This is a genomic window from Catalinimonas alkaloidigena (genome assembly GCF_900100765.1).
Classification (GTDB): Bacteria; Bacteroidota; Bacteroidia; order Cytophagales; family Flexibacteraceae; genus Mooreia; species Mooreia alkaloidigena.
This window is the reverse complement of the sequence record NZ_FNFO01000010.1, coordinates 155,025-173,819: the sequence shown is the minus strand read 5'-3', so window position 1 is coordinate 173,819 and position 18,795 is coordinate 155,025. Positions and strand designations below refer to the sequence as shown.

The 18,795-nt window shown below is 57.6% G+C and carries 8 protein-coding genes and 1 pseudogene; 5 read left to right on the top strand and 4 right to left on the bottom strand.

Features of this window, described 5'->3' with window-relative positions; genetic code table 11:
• Nucleotides 1-41 precede the first annotated feature (41 nt).
• From galB to BLR44_RS22035, 4 genes are all read right to left on the bottom strand, one after another.
• The gene (galB, locus tag BLR44_RS22050; RefSeq protein WP_245706141.1) at nucleotides 42-2,384 is read right to left on the bottom strand and encodes a beta-galactosidase GalB; all 2,343 of its coding nucleotides are present in this window, start codon (nucleotides 2,382-2,384) and stop codon (nucleotides 42-44) included.
• 343 nt (nucleotides 2,385-2,727) lie between these two features.
• Entirely contained in the window at nucleotides 2,728-3,894 is a 1,167-nt protein-coding gene (locus BLR44_RS22045; protein ID WP_089686203.1) for a glycoside hydrolase family protein, read from the bottom strand.
• A gap of 31 nt (nucleotides 3,895-3,925) precedes the next feature.
• Nucleotides 3,926-7,414 (bottom strand): glycosyl hydrolase, encoded by a 3,489-nt coding sequence (locus tag BLR44_RS22040; RefSeq protein ID WP_089686201.1) that lies wholly within the window; start codon nucleotides 7,412-7,414, stop codon nucleotides 3,926-3,928.
• A 15-nt stretch (nucleotides 7,415-7,429) separates the two neighbouring features.
• Nucleotides 7,430-10,714, bottom strand: a complete 3,285-nt coding sequence (locus tag BLR44_RS22035; protein ID WP_218127149.1) for a glycoside hydrolase family 2 TIM barrel-domain containing protein — start codon at nucleotides 10,712-10,714, stop codon at nucleotides 7,430-7,432.
• Between the two features lie 282 nt (nucleotides 10,715-10,996).
• Between BLR44_RS22035 and BLR44_RS22030 the strand changes: the two genes are divergently transcribed.
• The 5 genes and pseudogenes from BLR44_RS22030 to BLR44_RS22010 form a co-directional block, all read left to right on the top strand.
• Complete coding sequence (locus tag BLR44_RS22030) at nucleotides 10,997-11,602, top strand: RNA polymerase sigma factor (protein WP_089686199.1); 606 nt, start codon at nucleotides 10,997-10,999, stop codon at nucleotides 11,600-11,602.
• Between the two features lie 174 nt (nucleotides 11,603-11,776).
• The gene (locus BLR44_RS22025) at nucleotides 11,777-12,802 is read left to right on the top strand and encodes a FecR family protein (protein WP_089686198.1); all 1,026 of its coding nucleotides are present in this window, start codon (nucleotides 11,777-11,779) and stop codon (nucleotides 12,800-12,802) included.
• A gap of 18 nt (nucleotides 12,803-12,820) precedes the next feature.
• On the top strand, nucleotides 12,821-16,366 hold the full coding sequence (locus BLR44_RS22020) for a SusC/RagA family TonB-linked outer membrane protein (RefSeq protein WP_089686196.1): 3,546 nt from the start codon (nucleotides 12,821-12,823) through the stop codon (nucleotides 16,364-16,366).
• 22 nt (nucleotides 16,367-16,388) lie between these two features.
• Nucleotides 16,389-18,095 (top strand): RagB/SusD family nutrient uptake outer membrane protein, encoded by a 1,707-nt coding sequence (locus tag BLR44_RS22015; protein ID WP_089686195.1) that lies wholly within the window; start codon nucleotides 16,389-16,391, stop codon nucleotides 18,093-18,095.
• A 103-nt stretch (nucleotides 18,096-18,198) separates the two neighbouring features.
• A pseudogene (locus tag BLR44_RS22010) lies at nucleotides 18,199-18,795 on the top strand (polysaccharide lyase); the annotation flags it as partial.

The following is an 18,795-nucleotide window of genomic DNA, read 5'->3' as shown; positions in this document are numbered from 1 at the left end:
GTGTCGGATAGGTAAAAGGGGTACGCCTAACGTCTGTATTGTCAATTTTTCGTGGTAAGGGTAACGGAGGCTGATTCCAGTCCTTCGGCCTGCGCTTGCAGCGTGATCGTCCCAGCGTTCTCTGTCGTCTGCACAATGGCCAGACACAAGCCGTTGAACGCCTTCCGATGGTCGGCTTTGAACGACTCCATACTTGCCTGGTAGCCGTTGTCGACGCCGACCAATTCGCCTTCGCCCTCGACCTGGAACTGCACGAGGTGGTCGGCATGAGGCACCAGGTTGCCATCCGCATCCAGAATCTTCACGGTCACGAACGACAGGTCGCGTCCGTCGGCAGTGAGGCGGTCACGATCCGCCACGAGTTCGATTTTGGCTGGTGCTCCAGCGGTGTGAATCTCACGGGTGAGGACAGTTTCGCCGTTCTTGCGGGAGATGGCTTTGATGGTACCGGGTTGGTATGGGACGCGCCACATCACGTGAAATTCGTCGTCGCCTTTGGCACGGGTGCCCAGCGATTCGCCGTTTAAAAACAGTTCCACCTCGTCGGCCTGGTTGTAGTAGGCCCAGACGTCCACTGTTTGGCCGGGTTTCCAGTTCCAGTGCGGAAAGACGTGCAGCACGGGCTCGTCGTTCGTCCATTCGCTCTGGTAGAGGTAGTAGGCATCCTTCGGAAAACCGGCGAGGTCGATCACCCCGAAGTAGGAGCTGCGGGCGGGCCAGGGGTAGGGGATCGGTTCGCCCAAGTAATCGAAGCCGGTCCAGATGAACATGCCGGACAGAAACGGATATTTTTTGATCACGCGCCACGTCTCCTCGTGGGTCGAGCCCCAATAGGCCGAGACGTTATCGTACGCCGAAACGGTCCAGTCGTCGTTCGCGCCTTTCAGCGGCACGTTGTACGCCTCAGGCCAGCGGCGGATGCTGTCGGAGGGCATGTCGTAATGACCCCGCGTGGCGAGAGCCGAATTGTTCTCCGTCGCGATGAACTTCTGACCAGGAAAACGCTGCGGCAGTTCGGGGTACGCTTCGTGTTTGTAGTTGAAACCCAGCACATCCAACGCCCCCGACTGGGAGATGAAGTTCTTCTCGGGAATATTCTCGGTCAGGGCGGAAGTGACGGGCCGGGTGGTGTCGAGGTCTTTCACGAGTTGGACCAGTTCCGGCGTAATCGTCAGGCCGGTGCTGTCGAACTGCTCGCGGATTTCGTTGCCGATGCTCCACATAAAGATGGACGGATGGTTGCGGTCGCGGAGCACCATGTCCTGCAAATCCCGTGCGTGCCACTCGGGGAAGTCGAGGTGGTAATCCTGGTTGGTTTTTTTCTTCCGCCACATGTCGAACGACTCGTCCATCACCAGAAAGCCCATCCGGTCACACAGGTCAAGCAGTTCCGGCGCAGGTGGATTGTGTGCCGTGCGGATGGCGTTGCAGCCCATCGCTTTCAGGATTTCCAGTTGCCGCTCCATCGCGCGGGTATTGACGGCGGCGCCCAGCGCGCCCAGGTCGTGGTGGTTGCAGACACCCAGGATTTTCAGGGGCTGTCCGTTCAGGAAAAACCCTTTTTCGGCGTCGAAACGAAAGGTGCGGATGCCGAACAGCGTCTCGTAACGATCCGTCAGTTTTCCGTCCAGCCGCACTTCCGTCACGGCGGTGTAGAGTGTCGGCCGATCCACCGACCACCACGTAGGATGGGCAATGGTGAGTTGCTGTTTCAGGCGGATGGACGAACCGCCGACCACTGTCGAGGGTAGCGATTCCTCATTGACCTGATTCCCCTCTGCATCCAGCAACACGGTCTGTACGGTCAGGTCGCCGGTTACGGAATCGTCACGTTGCAGCCGGATCGCCACTTCCACTTGCGCCGCGGCCGAGTCGACTTGCGGCGTGGTGACGAACGTGCCCCAGTGGTCCACGTACGCCGGGCCGGTGGTCACGAGCCAGACGTTCCGGTAAATCCCCGACCCCGAATACCACCGCGAATTGGGCTGTCCGGCGTTATCGACCCGCACCGCCAGCACGTTCGCGCGATCGTCCGCGTGCAGGTAAGGCGTCAGGTCGTAGCGAAACGAGATGTAGCCGTTCGGCCGCACGCCCAGCGAATGACCGTTGATCCATACTTCACTGTTCCGGTAAATCCCGTCGAAGTCGATAAAGACGTGGCGCCCCGCCCCTGAATCCGGCAGCGTAAACGTTTTCCGGTACCACGCCACGCCTGTCGGCAGCCCGCCGCCCTCCGGTTTGGCGGGGTTGTCCTCACTGAATTCTCCTTCGATGCTCCAGTCGTGCGGCAACCGTAGGGTTCGCCAATCCGCATCGTCAAACGCCGGATCAATTGCTGCCGAATCGTCGCCCAAAAAGAACTGCCAGTCGTCGTTGAAACTCATCCGCCGCCGTGGCGATGGCTCCGCCTCCCGCTCCGAATCCGAGGAAGAACAGCTGGAAAGAAGGCAGAGGAGGGCAAAAGAGAAAAGGGTTAATGGAAAACGCATTGGAAATGCCAGTAAAGCAAAGTTCTTGGTTGTCACTATATACCTTGTCTAGTCCCGCAAGCAGAATGCTTGCAGCAGATAGAAATTATGACCTCAGTCACTTTTATCATCGCCCGCTGCCACGGTGGCCGGCGACCCGGTTCGAACGTCAGTGAGAAATCTCGTTCTAGAAGATAGAAGATTTCTCCCTGCGGGCGAAATGACAGGAGGGAGAGGACTAAACAAAGGCGATTCCAGATCATCGCTGGGCGAAGTGAACCGTACTTTCTCCCAGATCTTTCGACGTGGCGACGGCGATGCCCCGCTGGTCGGCTTTGTTGACGGCACAGTAGAAGTGATACACCACGCCGTCATGTTTCACAACGAACGATTTGTGCGCGAATAGGTCGTCATACGGTTCCGAAGAATGGATCAGGTCTTCGCCCTGCCAGTCGGTCCAGTGTTCCAGGTCGTACGAACAGGCAAAGCGGTTGAACGCCTCTTTGGGGCGATCCTTCCAGAACGCACCAAAGTAAAACATCACGAAGACATCCCCGATTTTCTGAATGACCGGGTCGCCCGTAATGCCGGTAAAGTGGTCGAGGATCGGTTCCGGATGGTAGCGCTCCCACGTGCGCATGTCGTTTGAAACGGCCATCCCGATGCGCTCCTTGCCGCGCTTGGGATTGAGGCTGTCGCCCTTCGCGTTGTAGTACATCAGGAAGGGGTAGCCCAGGCGCTCTTCCTTGTCCCAGATCACGGAGCTTTTGTAGATCGTGTTGTTTTCCCACCAACGGGCGTCCTCGTCGGTAGCCTTCAACACCGGCTTTTCCAGGCGCTGCCACTCGTGCGGTTGGGTCGGGTCCTGTTCCGAGTAGGCAATGCCGATGGACAGCAGTCCCTGTTCGTAGCCACGGCTCGATCCGCCGAAATATGACATCCAGTACTTGCCGTCGTACTGCTGCCACTGATAATTACCGCCCCATTCGTAGTCTTCCAGCGCGATGTAGGCCGCTTTCTGGTTGGTGTCCCAGTCGGTTGTGTCGGTGAACGACATGATTTTGCCCGTCGTAGTCCACTGCAACAAGTCGGGGCTTTCGGCCAGCCAGGTTTCGTAACCTCGACCGTCGTAGACGATGTAGGTCATGTACCACCGATCGCCCTCGCGGAACACGCTGGGGCAGTCCAGCTTTTTGTCGTCGGCGGGAGGCGTGAGTATCAGCCCGTACTTGTGCGGCGTTTTGACCGTCTCGTAGATCCGCTGCATCACCGAATCCGGCACGACCTCGGGCACCGAGTCGGTGGAGGCAACGGCTTGACCTTGCCCGGCCGTTTCGGCGTCTGATTTGGAACCGGCGCAGCCCGCACCGACAAGGGCCAGGAGGCCACTGAGGAGAAAAAGGTTCGTAAACGAAGAACGTAACATGTAGTGCTGTCGAATGTGAATGCGTAAAGAATTACCGACTGCGTTGCGCGGCTGAATCGGTCGGAGCGGCTTTCAGGAGTCGGACCGGTCCCAGCAACCCGGCTTTCAGAAGGGGTTCGCCTTCCAGGATGTACGGGACGGTCGACCAGGTCGGGCGCTCGTCTTCGGGTAGGGCGTGGTCGCCGATCAGGCGGTTCGCCCACGTGTTGGTTACCGCGATCCGTAACTCGTTTTTGCCGGGACGTAAGGCCTTCGTGATGTCGATGCGGTAGGGGGCGGTCCAGGCCACGCCGCACGCTTCTCCGTTCACCCAGACTTCCGCCAGGTTGGCGACGTCGCCCAGGTCCAGCCAGACACGCGTTGAGGCGTTACCCTCCGGTTTCCAGGAAAATTTCTGGGTATACGTCGCGGTACCGGCGTAGTATTTTACTTCCGGCTCGGCGCGGGTCGACCAGTCTTGTAATTCGTTCATTTTGAGCACTTTTTTCGGCCCCCGGGCAGCGGGGTCGAACTGCACCTGCCAGCGCCCGTCCAGTTTCTTGACAGCTTGTGTTTCGGGAACTGTAGTCAATGATTGGTCAGCGGATAATTGGCGAAGCAGAATGAAGCGGGAACCGTGCGGCTCCAGCGTAAGCGAGAATTGGGTTCTGCCCGATTGTTCGTGCACGTCGGTGGCGGCGTAGGTGTCCTGCGTGACGGGGTTATATACTTCAGGTGCCTGCCCGCCCGCCCGCAACGATACCGTTAGCGTACGGGATTGGTCCTGCTGGTTGGAGAGGAAGTAGATGTCAAAGTCAGGCCCCGTGCGGTGGGTGTACGCGATGTCTTCTGCGTAGGCAGGATTTCCTTCCTGCACCACCAGGTCACGCGCAAGCCCAAGCGCGTCCAGCGTTTCGGCGGAACAGACCCCGCGCAGCAACCGCCCTTTGCCGACTTTTTTCATAGAAAGTCCTTCCGCTAACGGAGTCCATTCGCCGTCCCACAGGGTCGCGGCCACTCGTCGTACCGTGCTGTCTGCCGCACTAGCGTCGACCAGACTGGGCGAGCGTTCCGGCCGTTCCTGCATCAGGATCGTGGCCCCCGCTTCGACCAGGGCGAGGAGGCGCGTCGCGACTTCGGGCGTCATCAATTCGGCGTTGGGCGACATGCGGCGATCACCGGGAATAATGAGGATGCCGTAGCTCGCACCGCCGGGCAGCACAATGCGACCATCGCGCACCTCGGCCAGTCGTATCAAGGCATCTTTGTTAAATGAATCGTAGGCGTAGCCGTGCAGCGGATTTACCCAGTCGGCAGGCTCGGCGAAGTTGGCGGTGCTGGTGACGCCCTTCGGAAACTCACGCAGCGGCTGTCCTTCGTTTTGCAAACGCTCCTTCTCGGCGGCCACGCGTTCCGGCCCGAATAGCCCCGGCAAAATCGGCACCAGCCGGTCGGGCAGAATGGAGCGGCGCGGCAGCTCTTCACCCGTAAACACGGCCAGGTCGGCGACGGGCGTGCCTTGCTGGAGGAGTTCCTGGCAGCGTTGTGCGTATTCGACCCACGCGCGTCCCGGCTTCCACCAAGTCTGGTCGCGCTGGAAGTAAAGTCCCACGCCGTTGAGTGTCATGCCGGGTTGGCGGTCCAGCCAGGGGTTGTGCGTGAAGACGTGGTAGACCATCCGGTTGATGCCCAGGGCATAGTTACGGTCCTCCAAGGCTTTCAGCATCGCGGGGTGCTCGTCCCATAGGATGCGCAGTTCGGTAAATGCTTCGGCCTGCACGATCGGTTTGCCGTAGATGTGCGCACCCGACAGGGCATCCTGCATGTCGTTGGGTTTGTCGTGGGTCGGGCTCCGCAACCAGAATTCGCCCATCGGGATGTCGACCTTCTCGTAGTGGCGCATGCCGTCGGCGAGCATCGTCGGGGCGACACACTCGGCACTGAACCGGTCGCCTTTCGCGTAGGCTTGCTGGGCCATCAGCTCGTAAAACGTATCGGTGACCAGCTCCGCGATGGTCTGGCGCACGTCATACAAAAACCGCTCGGACGAGTCCCTATTGCCGATGGGGACGCCCGCCAGCACGGGGAGGTAGGGCAGGAGGTCGTAGCCGCGCCGCTTCTGAAACTCGGCTCGGAACACCGGCGACCAGTTCTGGCTGCCGCACTCCCAACTGTCGATGTGGAATACTTTTAAAACGTCTTCGGCCAGTTCCGGTCCCATTTGCCGGATTGCTTCGCCGTACCAGCCGTCGAATTGCTTCCGAATCGCTTCCGGGTTGAATTTGTCACATTCTAGTCCCTGTCCCGCGCCGCCCGTTGCGTTGGTATGTCCGGTCGAAGTATGACCCATGCGGAGAATCGTCCAGTTGCCTTCGGGTACTTCCCAGGTCAGGCGGCCTTGGGCATCCAGGTGATCGGTTAGATCCACCATCGCTTCATGCGGAATGCACAGCGAATCGGGGAGTTGTTCTGGGGTAGTACGCGGACTGATGCGCCAGACGGCCCCGCTTTTTCCTTCGAACTGATGAATCCGCGGCGCACCCGACAATTCGATGCCCGCGATTTTCAGGGTTGGTTTCCACTTGGCCGCGTCCAGGTCTTCGGCCCCCGGCTCGGAACCGGCCGGATCGAAGTGGAAACGGAAGTAGCGGGCGGTGGTCGGCGGGATGGTATGGGTGACGTCGGCGTCGGTGTCCTGCCAGCCGTGGCGGGGCGGTTCCAGTTGCGCCACGGCTCGAAACGTTTGGCCGTCGTCGCTCGCTTCGATGCGCAGCCGGTGCGACTGTACGTTGTTGCCTTTCGTGCGGATCAGGACCGAGCGGGCGGTGAAGGGTTCCGCAAAGGCGTACTGAATCCAGGCCGGACCGTCGCTGCGAAACTGATCTTTCCCGCCTTCCTGATTCCAGGGTGCGTCGGGGCTTTGGCGTTTCTGACCGGCGTACGCCAGAAACGTAGCGTCCACGTCCGACTGACTGGTCGTTACGGTTGGTTTAAGGGTTTGTGTCGAATGCTTGGCCCCGGGCGGCGTGGGGAACGCAAACACCGCAAGGTCGCGGTAATAATCTTCCAGTGTCTCGGGCTGGTCCAACGTATCCTGAAACGTCTGTCCGCCTTTTACCTGCGTCTCGGTCCAGACCACCTTTTGCATCGACAGTTCGGGGGTAATCCACGGCCCTCCGGCCAGGGCAAAGCCGTCACTCTCGTGCATGGCAAGTTCCAGCCCCAGCCGTTTCGCTTCCTGCATCGCGTGGCGCACCATCGCCCACCACTCCGGGGTAAGTTGATTGACGGGCGGCTCCATCAAGGGCGGATCGGTCGGCCCCATGATCGGCATCAGGTACGCCCCGCCGATGCCCGCTTCCTGCATCGCTTCCAGGTCGGCCGTGATTCCCGCTTTCGACACCGACGCTTTCATCCAGTACCAGAACACCCACGGCTTGGCCGTCTGCGGCACGTGCCCGGTCTGCAGCAGCCGGAGCGGTTGCGCCCACAACGCCTGCGGGAGAAGAAGCAAAAGAAAGAAAAGTCGGAAACGGATCATGGAATGGAAGGGCGATTAAAAACGGATCTTTCGGGCGGTGGCACTGAGGTTCTTTCCCGAAGACCGGATCGGTTGGAGGTAGAATATGTAGCGGTACGGCCGGGGCGGGATCTGGTATTGTTCCAGCGGCGCACCCACTTCCGACCAACTGTCGTTGCCCCCGATGCCCATCTGTTCCAGATCAAGGTTTAGCGTAAGGTAACCTGCGTCCTTCAGGTCGAACGTGTGTTTCGCCGCGTTGATATTTTCTTCGGTATAAGGCCAGGCGCTCATGCTCAGCAGACTGTCGGCCACCACCAGCAATCCATTGCCCGTTGCATTGGAGAGGAACATCCAGCGGACGTCGGTGCGGTTGCCGTTTTCTTGCGGGCGGACGTACGGCTCCATGAAGTCGGAAAGCGGCTGCGTGTAGACGGCGGTGGCAAAACCCGAGCGGCGGTCGACGTAATTCTCCAGCGGCCCGCGTCCGTACCAGGTCAATTGGTCGTAACCAGCACGAATCCCGCCCTGCATCCCGACCTTCGGCAGGTTCGACAGAGCCGGATCAGGGGTCAGTGCGTATGCTACTTTCAGCACACCGTCGCCGTTCACCGTGTAGGTCACCTGCACCGTGGCGCTGTCGCTAATCAGGGTGTAGTGGCTGGTGACGTGTTGGGTAAGCCCGTCGGGACCAGGGGCGCACGCGATGCGTTCGAGGGTTGGTTCGGCGGCGTACCATTCGTGTAGAAGCTCGTCCGGCTTCCAGCCTTTGTCGTCGTTGTCGGTCAGCGGCCGGGTGAAGTGGGGCAGGAAGGGCGCTTCGATCTGTTCCTGCCCGTTCCAGACATACGAGGTCAGCGCCCCGTTGCGTTTGGAGATCGTCACCTGAAAACCTTTTCCGCTCAGCACGTAGCCGTCGGCTCCTTCTTCGACTGTTACAGAAGATTTAGTTTTAGAAGCCGTTGCGACGGGCAACCCGGTCAGCGCAAACTGGTCGTACGCAACTTCGTGGCCCTGCGGAGCCCACGGTTCGTTGTGGGAGAGGGTGAAGTGGAGACTGGCGAGGTATTCCGCCCCCGATTTGAAGCGAGGGAGGTAACGACTTACATCCATAACGGTATCTTGTCCGGCCGCGAGCGACAGCGACGGAAGCGCTTTGTCGACCACCACTTTGCCGTCTTCCTGCACCCGAAAGGTGACGTTGTACTCCTCCAGTGACTTGGCCGCGTGGCGGTTCCGGACCCGGATCAGACCTTTTGTGGCGTCGATCAGTTCGCTGGTAACAGGTTGGTAGACGTGCTTGCATTCGTAGAGCGCCGCTTTGGGGCGTCCGTCCGAGGCCACAATTCCGTTGATGCAGAAATTGCCGTCGTGTAGGGGCTCCCCGAAATCGCCCCCGTAGGCATAAAAGGGTTGGCCGGTCGCCGAATCCGTTTTCAGCAGTCCCTGGTCTTTGAAGTCCCAGATGCAGCCGCCGATGATCCGGGGCGTCGACCGAAACGCGTCCCAGAATTCTTTCATGTTGCCGGTCGAGTTGCCCATTGAGTGGGAGTACTCCACGAACAGGATCGGGCGGTTGTCGCCGGGTTGGTTCGCCAGCAGATCGACCGTGAACAGGCCGGGATAGAAGCGACTGACCATATCGACGTAGTACTGATCGGCGGGCACCTGCACGCGGTGGGCGTGGTCTTTCGGGTAGCCCGGCTCGTTCGGCGCGATGTAACCCGGCAGGGCCGGACTGCCCTGTGCCGGTTCGTAATGCACCGGACGGGTGATGTCGAAATCGTGCACCCAGGCGGCCATGGCGGCGTGGTTCGGGCCGCGCCCCGACTCATTGCCCAAGCTCCAGATGATGACGGACGGATGATTTTTGTCGCGGAGCACCATGCGCGAGCTGCGCTCCATAAACGCGTGGGTCCACTGCGGGTCGTTGCTCAGCAACCCACCCTGGCCGTGCGTTTCCAGGTTCGCCTCGTCCATCACCAGAATGCCGTATTCGTCGCACAGGTCGTAGAAGTACGGATCGTTCGGGTAGTGGCTCGTGCGGATGCAGTTAAAATTGAAGCGTTTGATCGTCTCCACGTCGCGGCGGATGTCGTCCCGCGACAGCGCCTTGCCCTTCACCGGATCGTGGTCGTGACGGTTCACGCCGTAGAGATACGTCACCTTGCCATTGATCAGCAGCTTGCGGTCGTCGTCCGAAAATTCGATGCTCCGGAAGCCGACGCGGCAGCTTTTCGCTTCCAGCACCTGACCTGTCGAATCTTCCAACGAAATCACCAGCGTATAGAGGTTCGGCGTTTCGTCGCTCCACTTCAGGGGATTGCGCACCGTCCGCTCGAAGAAGCCGAACTTCACGTTGTCGAGGCGGGGGTACGATTCGTTCAGCAGCGATTCCACCGTGGTGTCCATCGGTTCGGCAAAAACGGGTTGCTGTTGCGCGTCGTAGAGTTGGGCTTTGATCCGGTAGCCGGGCACCGAATCGCCCGTCAGGTTTTCCACCTTCGGGCGGATGCTCAGCACGGCGTCTTCGTAGGCAGAATCGAGTTTCGCCTGCCAGCGGAAATCGAACAGGCGGAGCGGCGGTTCGGCCAGCAGCAGCACTTCGCGCTGGATGCCACTCATGCGCCAGTGGTCCTGGTCTTCGAGGTACGCACCGTCGCTCCAGCGGATCACCTGCATCGACACCACGTTTTCGCCTTCCTGCAAATACGGCGTCACGTTAAACTCCGACGGGAGGCAACTATCTTCACCGTAACCCAGAAACTTGCCGTTCACCCAGACTTTGAAGGCAGAGCTCACGCCGCCGAAGTGGAGCGTCACATTCATCCCCTGCCAGTCGGCGGGCACCGTGAAGGTCCGCTGGTACGAACCGACTCCGTTGTAGTCTTTCGGAACACGCGGCGGATCAATGGGCCGAAACGGGTAGACCGCGCTTTTGTAAATCGGAATGTCGTAGCCGTTCAGTTCCCAGTTGGAGGGCACCGTGATCGTGTCCCAGCCGCGCACCCGGCCTTGCCAGAAATCCTGCGGTGCCTCGCCCGGATGCGTCGCAAAGCGGAAGTCCCAGGTGCCGTTGAGTGAGATCAGGCGGGTGGTTTTCGTACGATCGCAAGAAATTGCGTCCGCCACGTGGGCAAATGAGTATGCCGTGGCGCGCGCAGGTTCTCTATTAATACCGCACACGAGCGGATCTTCCCAGGGCTCGGTCTGGTAGATCGTAGGAACCGGGGGGATGGCGGCGGGTTCGCCGGTCACCGTCTGTGCCCAACCCAGCGTGGCAGGGAGCAGGACAAGCGCGGCGGTCAGAAAAGATTTCACTGCGGCGTTTTTACGAGAGTAGAGTGAAAGGCCGCGTCGTTTATAACTCTCGACCCGAGAAAATCTGGCGGCGGGAGCCTAAAAACAGAGCGGAAAAAACCTCCGGTAGAGCGTCTCGCTACCGGGCAAAAGCGCCTGCCCAACGCGCAATGTTTTGTCAAACGTTTGTCTTGGGATAAGCACAGAATGAGTTGTTATATGCCCTTTTTGTATAGTATATTACCCAATATTTAATATATTGCTTGACGCAGTAACCCTATACACCACCATTTTTCCACCTCAATGATGCTGAAGGGAACCACCTCTCCGAGCGACAGCCAACTCTGGCAAGCGCTGCACCAAGGCGATGAACTGGCGTTTACCACTTTGTTCCGTCGCTACTACGAAGAGTTGCTCAATTATGGCCTACGACTCGTTTCCGAAGAAGACCTAGTCGCCGATTGTGTGCAGGAGGCCTTTGCCGATGTGTGGTATTACCGCGCGTCGCTCAACCCCCAGGTGCAGTCAATTCGCTTCTACATGATGCGCATCGTACGGCGCAAACTTTTTAAGCAAACGTCGCGTCGCGACGTGCAGTTGAATGTCGTCCCCGCAGAAGGCGAACGTTCGGTAGAGCAGCGGCTGGTAGAATCCGAAGCCCTTCACCAGCGCCACACCGCCCTGCAGCGCTCGATCGACGACCTGCCTTCGCGTCAGCGCGAGGCCCTCTACCTGCGGTATTACGATCAAATGAGCTTCGAGGAAATTTCGGACCTGATGGGCGTCAGCGTACAATCGGTACGGAATTTTCTGCACAAAGCCTTAGTGCGGCTCCGCAAGCATCCCAGCCTGTTGCGCAGCCTGGCCATCGGCATGAGTGGCTTTGTATTTTGCTTTTTGCCCTTCTAACCCCTTTGCTGTCCTGCCGATAGTTTTTTAGACCGGAAGGGTTATAAAACCTTTTCGGGTTTTACTTGCTTAGTAGATTTACCGTGCTATTCTGCGGCTTCTTACTTTTTGTAAGAGCCCAAAGGTTATAAAGCAGGAGGCGGCATCTACTTACTATTTAAACGGCAGGGGTATATGGACTACCGGAATTTCGAGGCAGAAGATTTTGCCCTGGACGCCAGCTTTCAACGGTGGGTCCAACGACCCGATCCTGTATCGGAGGCTTTCTGGCGAAGCTGGATGGCGGCCAATCCCGACAAGGAGACCGTCATCGACGAAGCGCGCCACTTGGTGGAAGAACTGCACTTCGAGCGTCGGCGTCTGACCTCCCTAGAGTTAGACGAGGCGCTGGCGCGTGTACAACAGCAGATCAACCGGCGCCAACTCCCTGTTACGTCCCTTACGGCTCGCATGGCACCCCGGCGTACGGAACGTCGCCCCTGGAAACAGGCAGGCGGCATCGCGGCCACGCTACTCTTGCTGGCTTCCGGCTACTGGGCCTGGCTGCAGGTACCCGTACACTACGAAACCAAGCGCGGCGAGATGCTGACCCTCTGGTTGCCCGACAGTTCGAAAGTAGTGCTGAACGGCGACTCACGACTGACCTACGACCGTCAATGGAGCCAGGCCACCGTACGCGAAGTGCAACTGGAAGGAGAAGCGTATTTCACCGTTCGCGAAGAGCTTGCCGACGGAAAGCCCGTTAAGTTCCAGGTGCATACCCGCGACGTTACGGTGGAGGTCATCGGCACCCGTTTCAACGTACGCGAAGCGGCCGAGAAAACCGACGTTGTGCTGGAATCGGGCAACGTACAATTGCGACTGGCCGGTCAGCCCCACCTCGTGCGGATGCAACCCGGCGATCGGGTTGCGTACTCTGCCCAGAGCAAACAGTTGGAACAGGAGGTGGTAAAGCCCGCCCCTTACCTGGCCTGGAAAGACCATCAGTTCGTTTTCGAAGCCACCCCCCTTAGCGAGGTCGCCAGCATTATCGAAGCACGCTACAAGATGGAAGTCCGCATCGAAACGCCCGACCTGGGCAACAAGCAGATCACCGGCACGATTAAATCCGACCGCCTGGAGCAACTACTGGAAGCCCTGCGCCTGTCGTTTGGTCTACGCATCGAAGAGCACGAAAATAGCCTGATATTGAAAGAATAGTACTTAAACACCTACTTTATGAATCGACTCAACCGTTGGCCTGTCTATGCGATTGGCTGGGTGGTTCTGTTTTGCCTGAATTTCGCCCTCCAGGCCCAGCAACCCGCCCTGGCCCACGTGACAACTCCCACACGCATCAAGCCTGACCAACAACCGGACGTGAAGCAAAACCGGCAACTCTCGGAGGTGCTGGATGCCGTGGCGAAAAAGTTCAAGATCACCTTTTTTTACCGCAGCGATCTGGTCGAAGACAAGCAGAGCGCCCTGCCCGACCTCAACGATGTGCAGATTGAGCATGTACTGGAAAATCTGCTCACGCCCCTGGAATTACGCTTCCAGAAATTAGAAGACGACACGTACGTCATCCTTCCCAAAACAGCCCTGCTGCCGGCCATCCAACCTCAGGGACAGCCTCAGCAACCCACGCGCAATACCGTTGAGCTGCTGGACAAGAAAGAGGCTACTGTGGCGCCCCGGCTCGAACTGACCGTGGCCGGAAAAGTCACCCAACCCGATGGTGAAGGCATTCCGGGCGTCAACATTCTGGTCAAAGGCACGGCCCTCGGCACCATCACCGATGTCGAAGGGCATTACAGCATCAACGTGCCCAACACCAGCGATACCCTGATCTTTTCGTCCATTGGCTACACTGCACAGACAGTTCCCGTCGCGGGCCGCACGACGATCGACGTAGTCCTGAACGAAGACATCCAGAATTTGGAAGAGGTCGTGGTAGTAGGCTACGGCGCTAAAAAACGCTCCGAAGTGCTAGGTTCTGTCGCTAGTGTAGACGCCGCCGAAATTAATGATTTGCCGGTCGGTAATCTGGGAGCGGCGTTATACGGAAAAGTACCGGGTTTGAACCTTGCGACCCGCTCCAGCCGTCCCGGACAAGCAACAAAAATTACTATCCGAGAGCAGGGAACGTATGGCACCACCGGGACGGCTCCTTTGTACGTTATCAATGGGGTAATCGCGACAGAAGCAGACTTCAATGCCCTGGATGCTAGTGAGGTTGAAAGTATCTCTTTATTGAAAGATGCTTCCGCCGCGGTATATGGCGCGCGGGCCGCCAACGGTGTAGTGCTGGTCGAAACAAAGCGTGGAAAAGTGGGCAAACCACAAATCAGCGTCAAGTCAACTTATGGGTTATCAACGCCCACCCGGACACCCGAGCGGCTGGATGGCTATCATTTGGCGATGATGCTGAACGATCGTTACGACATTGCGGGTGTTACGCCCGATAAGGATCCGACCCAGTTGCGCTATACCGAAGACGAACTGGAGTATTTCCGGACTCATCCTGGTTCTGACTGGCTAGCTGCCGCCTGGCAAAATCCTATGACCAACCGGAACACCCTGAACATTAGCGGTGGGAGTGACAACGTTCGCTACTTTGTTGGGGGGGCCTATTACAACGAAACGGGCGCATTCGACAATCTGACATACCGGAAATACAACATCCGGGCGAGTGTCACAGCCGATATCACGCGCGATCTGACGGCAACCGTTAACCTGAGTGGCGACATCAACCAGGACCAGCGTCCTAATGTAGACGGTGAAGATGGCGGGGTAATGAGCATTTCGTACAAAGGCCTGCTGCTGACGCCCGACTGGTACCCAACCTATATAAATGGCCTACCCAGTGCCGATGCACCCGTCACTGAACGTAACCGGACGTGGCACCCACTTGAAGTGTTTAAGGAGTCTTCAGGCTTTATCAAGAACAAAAACAACGGCATGAACGTGAACCTCTCGGCCGACTACCGCGTCCCCTTTGTAAAAGGCTTAAAGGTATCGATGCGTTACAACCGCAACAACCGGGACACGTGGTCGAAACAGTACCGTGTACCTTACACCTTATATCAGTTCAATCGCTATGGTGAGAATAATCACCTAATCGGAGATCAGGTCGTTCAGGAAGTACAAGCCCAAGAGGGAAATCAACTCCTTGAGATCTACGACAACAACGTCAGTTACCAGTTCAATACCTCGCTTGCCTACGACCGTGCGTTTGGCAAGCACAGCATCAATGCTCTGTTGATTTACGAACAAGCCGAAAACGAGTACAACACGTTTCGAGCCCGTCGGGAAAACTTCCTGATCAAAGGAGTACCATATCTGCGTGCCGCGCCCAAAGACGACAATACCGATGCTTACGGCAACGCCAGTGAGGGGGGGCGGTTGTCGTATATCGGACGACTCAACTACAGTTTCGCCAACAAGTACCTATTCGAAGGAACATTCCGTCGCGACGGCTCCCAGATTTTCGCGCCTGAGAGTCGCTTTGGCTTCTTTCCGTCGGTTTCTGTGGGATGGCGCATCTCCGAAGAGAATTTTTTCAGGCCCCTTACGTTCGTCAACCAGTTGAAGCTGCGCGCCTCGGCTGGTTTGCTGGGGAACGATGGTGTGGGAGCATGGCAGTGGCGTGAACGCTACGACTTAGGTAGCGGAAGCGCCGCCTATTTCGGTGATGCTTTTGTGTTGGGGCTGCAAAAGTCTAAGGACGCCGTCAACCGTTCTATCACGTGGGAAAAAACTGAGATGTATAACGTTGGCTTCGACGCCAATCTGTTCCAGAATCGGTTTAACCTGAGTATGGATGCTTATTTTAAGCATACGTACGATATCCTGACCAACTTGGAATCGTCTACGCCCACCACCGCGGGGGTGCAGCGTCTGCCAGAAATCAACTACGGTGTGATGAATGCCAAAGGCATCGAAATGGCACTAGGCTACAACGGCCGCATCGGCGAAGAATTCAGATACAGTGTATCAGGGAACTTTGCGCTGAGTACCAACCGAGTGATTGTCAAAGCAGAGAACCCCGGTGCACCTGAGTATCAGCGCATGGTGGGTAAACGCACAAATCGCGAGCAAGGCTACTATGCTACGGGGATCATCCGTACGCAGGAAGAACTGGACGCCCTCCTGGCGGCTAATCCGAACTACACCATTTTTGGGCTGACGCCCGCCCTAGGTATGATGAACTACCGCGACATCCGCGGTGCGAACTATTCAGAGGGACCAGACGGCAAGATCGACGAAAACGACGAAGATAACATTTATGTTGGGCAGGGCGTCCCCATGGGACTGGGTATCAGCTTGTCGTGGCGCAACTTTAGTTTTAACACCACCTTCAACGGACAGCTCGGGGGGCGTGAGTTCGTTGACAAGCCTGCCCGCCGGGGCATCATGGATTTCGACAAGGAACGTAGCGACGGATTGGGGCTAACCACCTATAGCTTCTGGGCCGATCACTGGACACCCAGCAACCCGGATGCGGAATATCCCCGTGCCTTTGATAGCGGTGCTGACGTGAATTCCACTTTCTGGATGCGTAGCGGGACACAAATCCGCATGCGGAACATGAGCCTGTCCTACAATTTGCCGAAGTCTATCTCCAGCAGTTCGAAATACATTCCCGACATCCGCGTGCTGCTGACGGGTACCAACCTGTTCATTTTGTACGATGACGTCAAGTACAAGGACCCCGCCCAGTCGATGGGCTTCGATTATCCCCTCATGCGGAATATCTCGCTAGGCATTGACATCACCTTGTAAGTACGACCAAACAACCGAGAACATGAAAAAATACTGGATAGTGCTGGGAATCACCACGTTGCTCTTTAGTTGCGAGTCCGTGCTCGAAAAGAATGACTTGGACGGTCTGAACGAGCAGGTCTGGGAAGATCCTGAGCTGGCTACATTGTATCTGAACCGCCTGTACGGCGAAATTCTTCCAGGCTTTGGAGGAATGGCTTCTATGTCGGATGAGACAGATGGTGCCACTACCTACATGTACGGACGGCTGACCACCAGTGGGGCCGGGATTGCGCTCCTGAACGATTACACCAAAATCCGCAACCTGAACACCTTATTCGTAGAAATGGACAGGGCTCCCGATTACGAAGAAAAGGGTTTGATCGAAGGACAGGCCTACTTTCTTCGGGCCTGGGTGTATTTCAACCTGGTGAAACAACTGGGGGGCGTGCCGATCGTTCTGGAACCCCAAGATCCCGGTCAACCCAACGAACTGTACGTCACGCGCGATCCCACAGCGGCGACGTTTGAACAAGTTTTTGCGGATCTGGATCGGGCAGCTGAGCGCCTTCCTGCGCAATGGCCCGCTTCGGATGCAGGACGGATTACCCGTGGCGCGGCATTGGCTCTCAAAGGGCGTGCGTTGTTGTATTGGGCCAGCCCCCAGTTCAACCCTGGCAACGATGCGCAACGGTGGCAAGCGGCCTACGAAGCGAACAAGCAGGCGTTAACAGAGTTGGAGCAAGCAAACCATGGTCTCTTCCCCGATTTTGCCAACCTGTGGTTTACCGAGGTAAGCGACGGCAATCCGGAAGCTATTTTCGTGAAGCGCTTTCAGCGGCCCGAAATCACACATGGCTTCGAAGGCACTTCACGACCACGAAACTTAACTGAAGGAAGCGGCAATGGCAATCGACCGACGTGGGACTTGGTGCAAGCGTTCCCGATGGCCAACGGGTTGCCGATTGACGACCCCAATTCAGGTTACGACGAAGATTACTATTGGAAGAATCGTGATCCCCGTTTTTACGCGACCATCGTGTACAATGGAGCCGTATGGGAACTGGCCAATGCCGAAGGTGTACAGTCGGGGCGACAACAGTGGACCTATCAAGGGGCAGAGACGCCGGTCAACTCGTCGTCAACTGGCTTTTTCAACCGCAAAGCTGTGAATGTAATGCTGACACCAGCGCTATCCAAAGACAGTGATATGGACTGGATTGAAATACGCTTTGCAGAAGTGATGATGAATTTTGCCGAGGCCGCCAACGAGGTGGGACAGGGTGAAGAAGCCCTCACCCAGCTGAAGCGCCTGCGGGAACGTGCAGGGATCGAGCCAGGTGCTGACGGCAACTACGGTCTGGCGGCCGGAATGAGTCGCGATGAATTGTTCGAAATTATTGTGCAAGAGCGGCAGGTGGAGTTTGCGTTCGAAGCCAAGCGTTATTGGGACCTCCGTCGCTGGCGCATGTTCGATAGGCTCAATGGCACTCGACGGAAAGGGCTGCGCACCACCTTAAAAAGTGGCATTACCCGCAGCCAGTTCGAAGCCATTCGCGATACCGTTGATCTGGACAACAACTACACACTTTACTTCGAAGATCAGGAGTATAACCTAGATACACAGCAAGAGATCGCGATTCCGGACAGCTATTACTTTGATCCGATCAGTCCTAGCGACATCCAGAAGAATCCCGAACTGGAACAGACTATAGGATGGGACGGCGGAACGTTCGACCCTTTACAATGATGATGATGATAAACAGCCATCCCAACCGTAGGTAGGCTGAAGAACAGACAAACCTAATATGAAGAAACCATTTTTTCATTTTCTCAGATTTCTTTTCGCAGGAATGCTGGTTGCGCCGGCGTTTGCCCAGTACCCGTCCATTCCCGATTCGGTCAAACAGGCGACGGCCGCTTATATGAAGGAGGCAGAGCAGCGCTCCGACGAGGCTTGGGAGAAGGCGCTTCCCATCATCGAAGAGGAAGCCAGGCAGGGCAAGCCCTACATCCTGTTTGCCGCGCGTCCGACGGATCTGCCGCAGGCGGACATTCCGGCGTTTCCGGGTGCCGAAGGCGGGGGCATGTACGCGTTCGGCGGGCGGGGTGGCAAGGTCATCGTGGTGACCAGTCTGGAAGACCACGGGCCGGGCACTTTGCGCGAAGCCTGCGAGACGGGCGGGGCGCGCATCATCGTCTTCAACGTGGCGGGCATCATCAAACTGAAGAGCCCACTCATCATCCGTGCGCCTTACATCACCATTGCGGGACAGACTGCCCCGGGCGACGGCATTTGTGTCGCCGGAGAGACGGTATGGATCGATACGCACGACGTGGTGATCCGGCACATGCGCTTTCGGCGGGGCGAGACCTACGTGGGGCGGCGGGACGATGCCATCGGGGGCAACCCGGTGGGCAACATCATCATCGACCACGTGTCGGCCAGT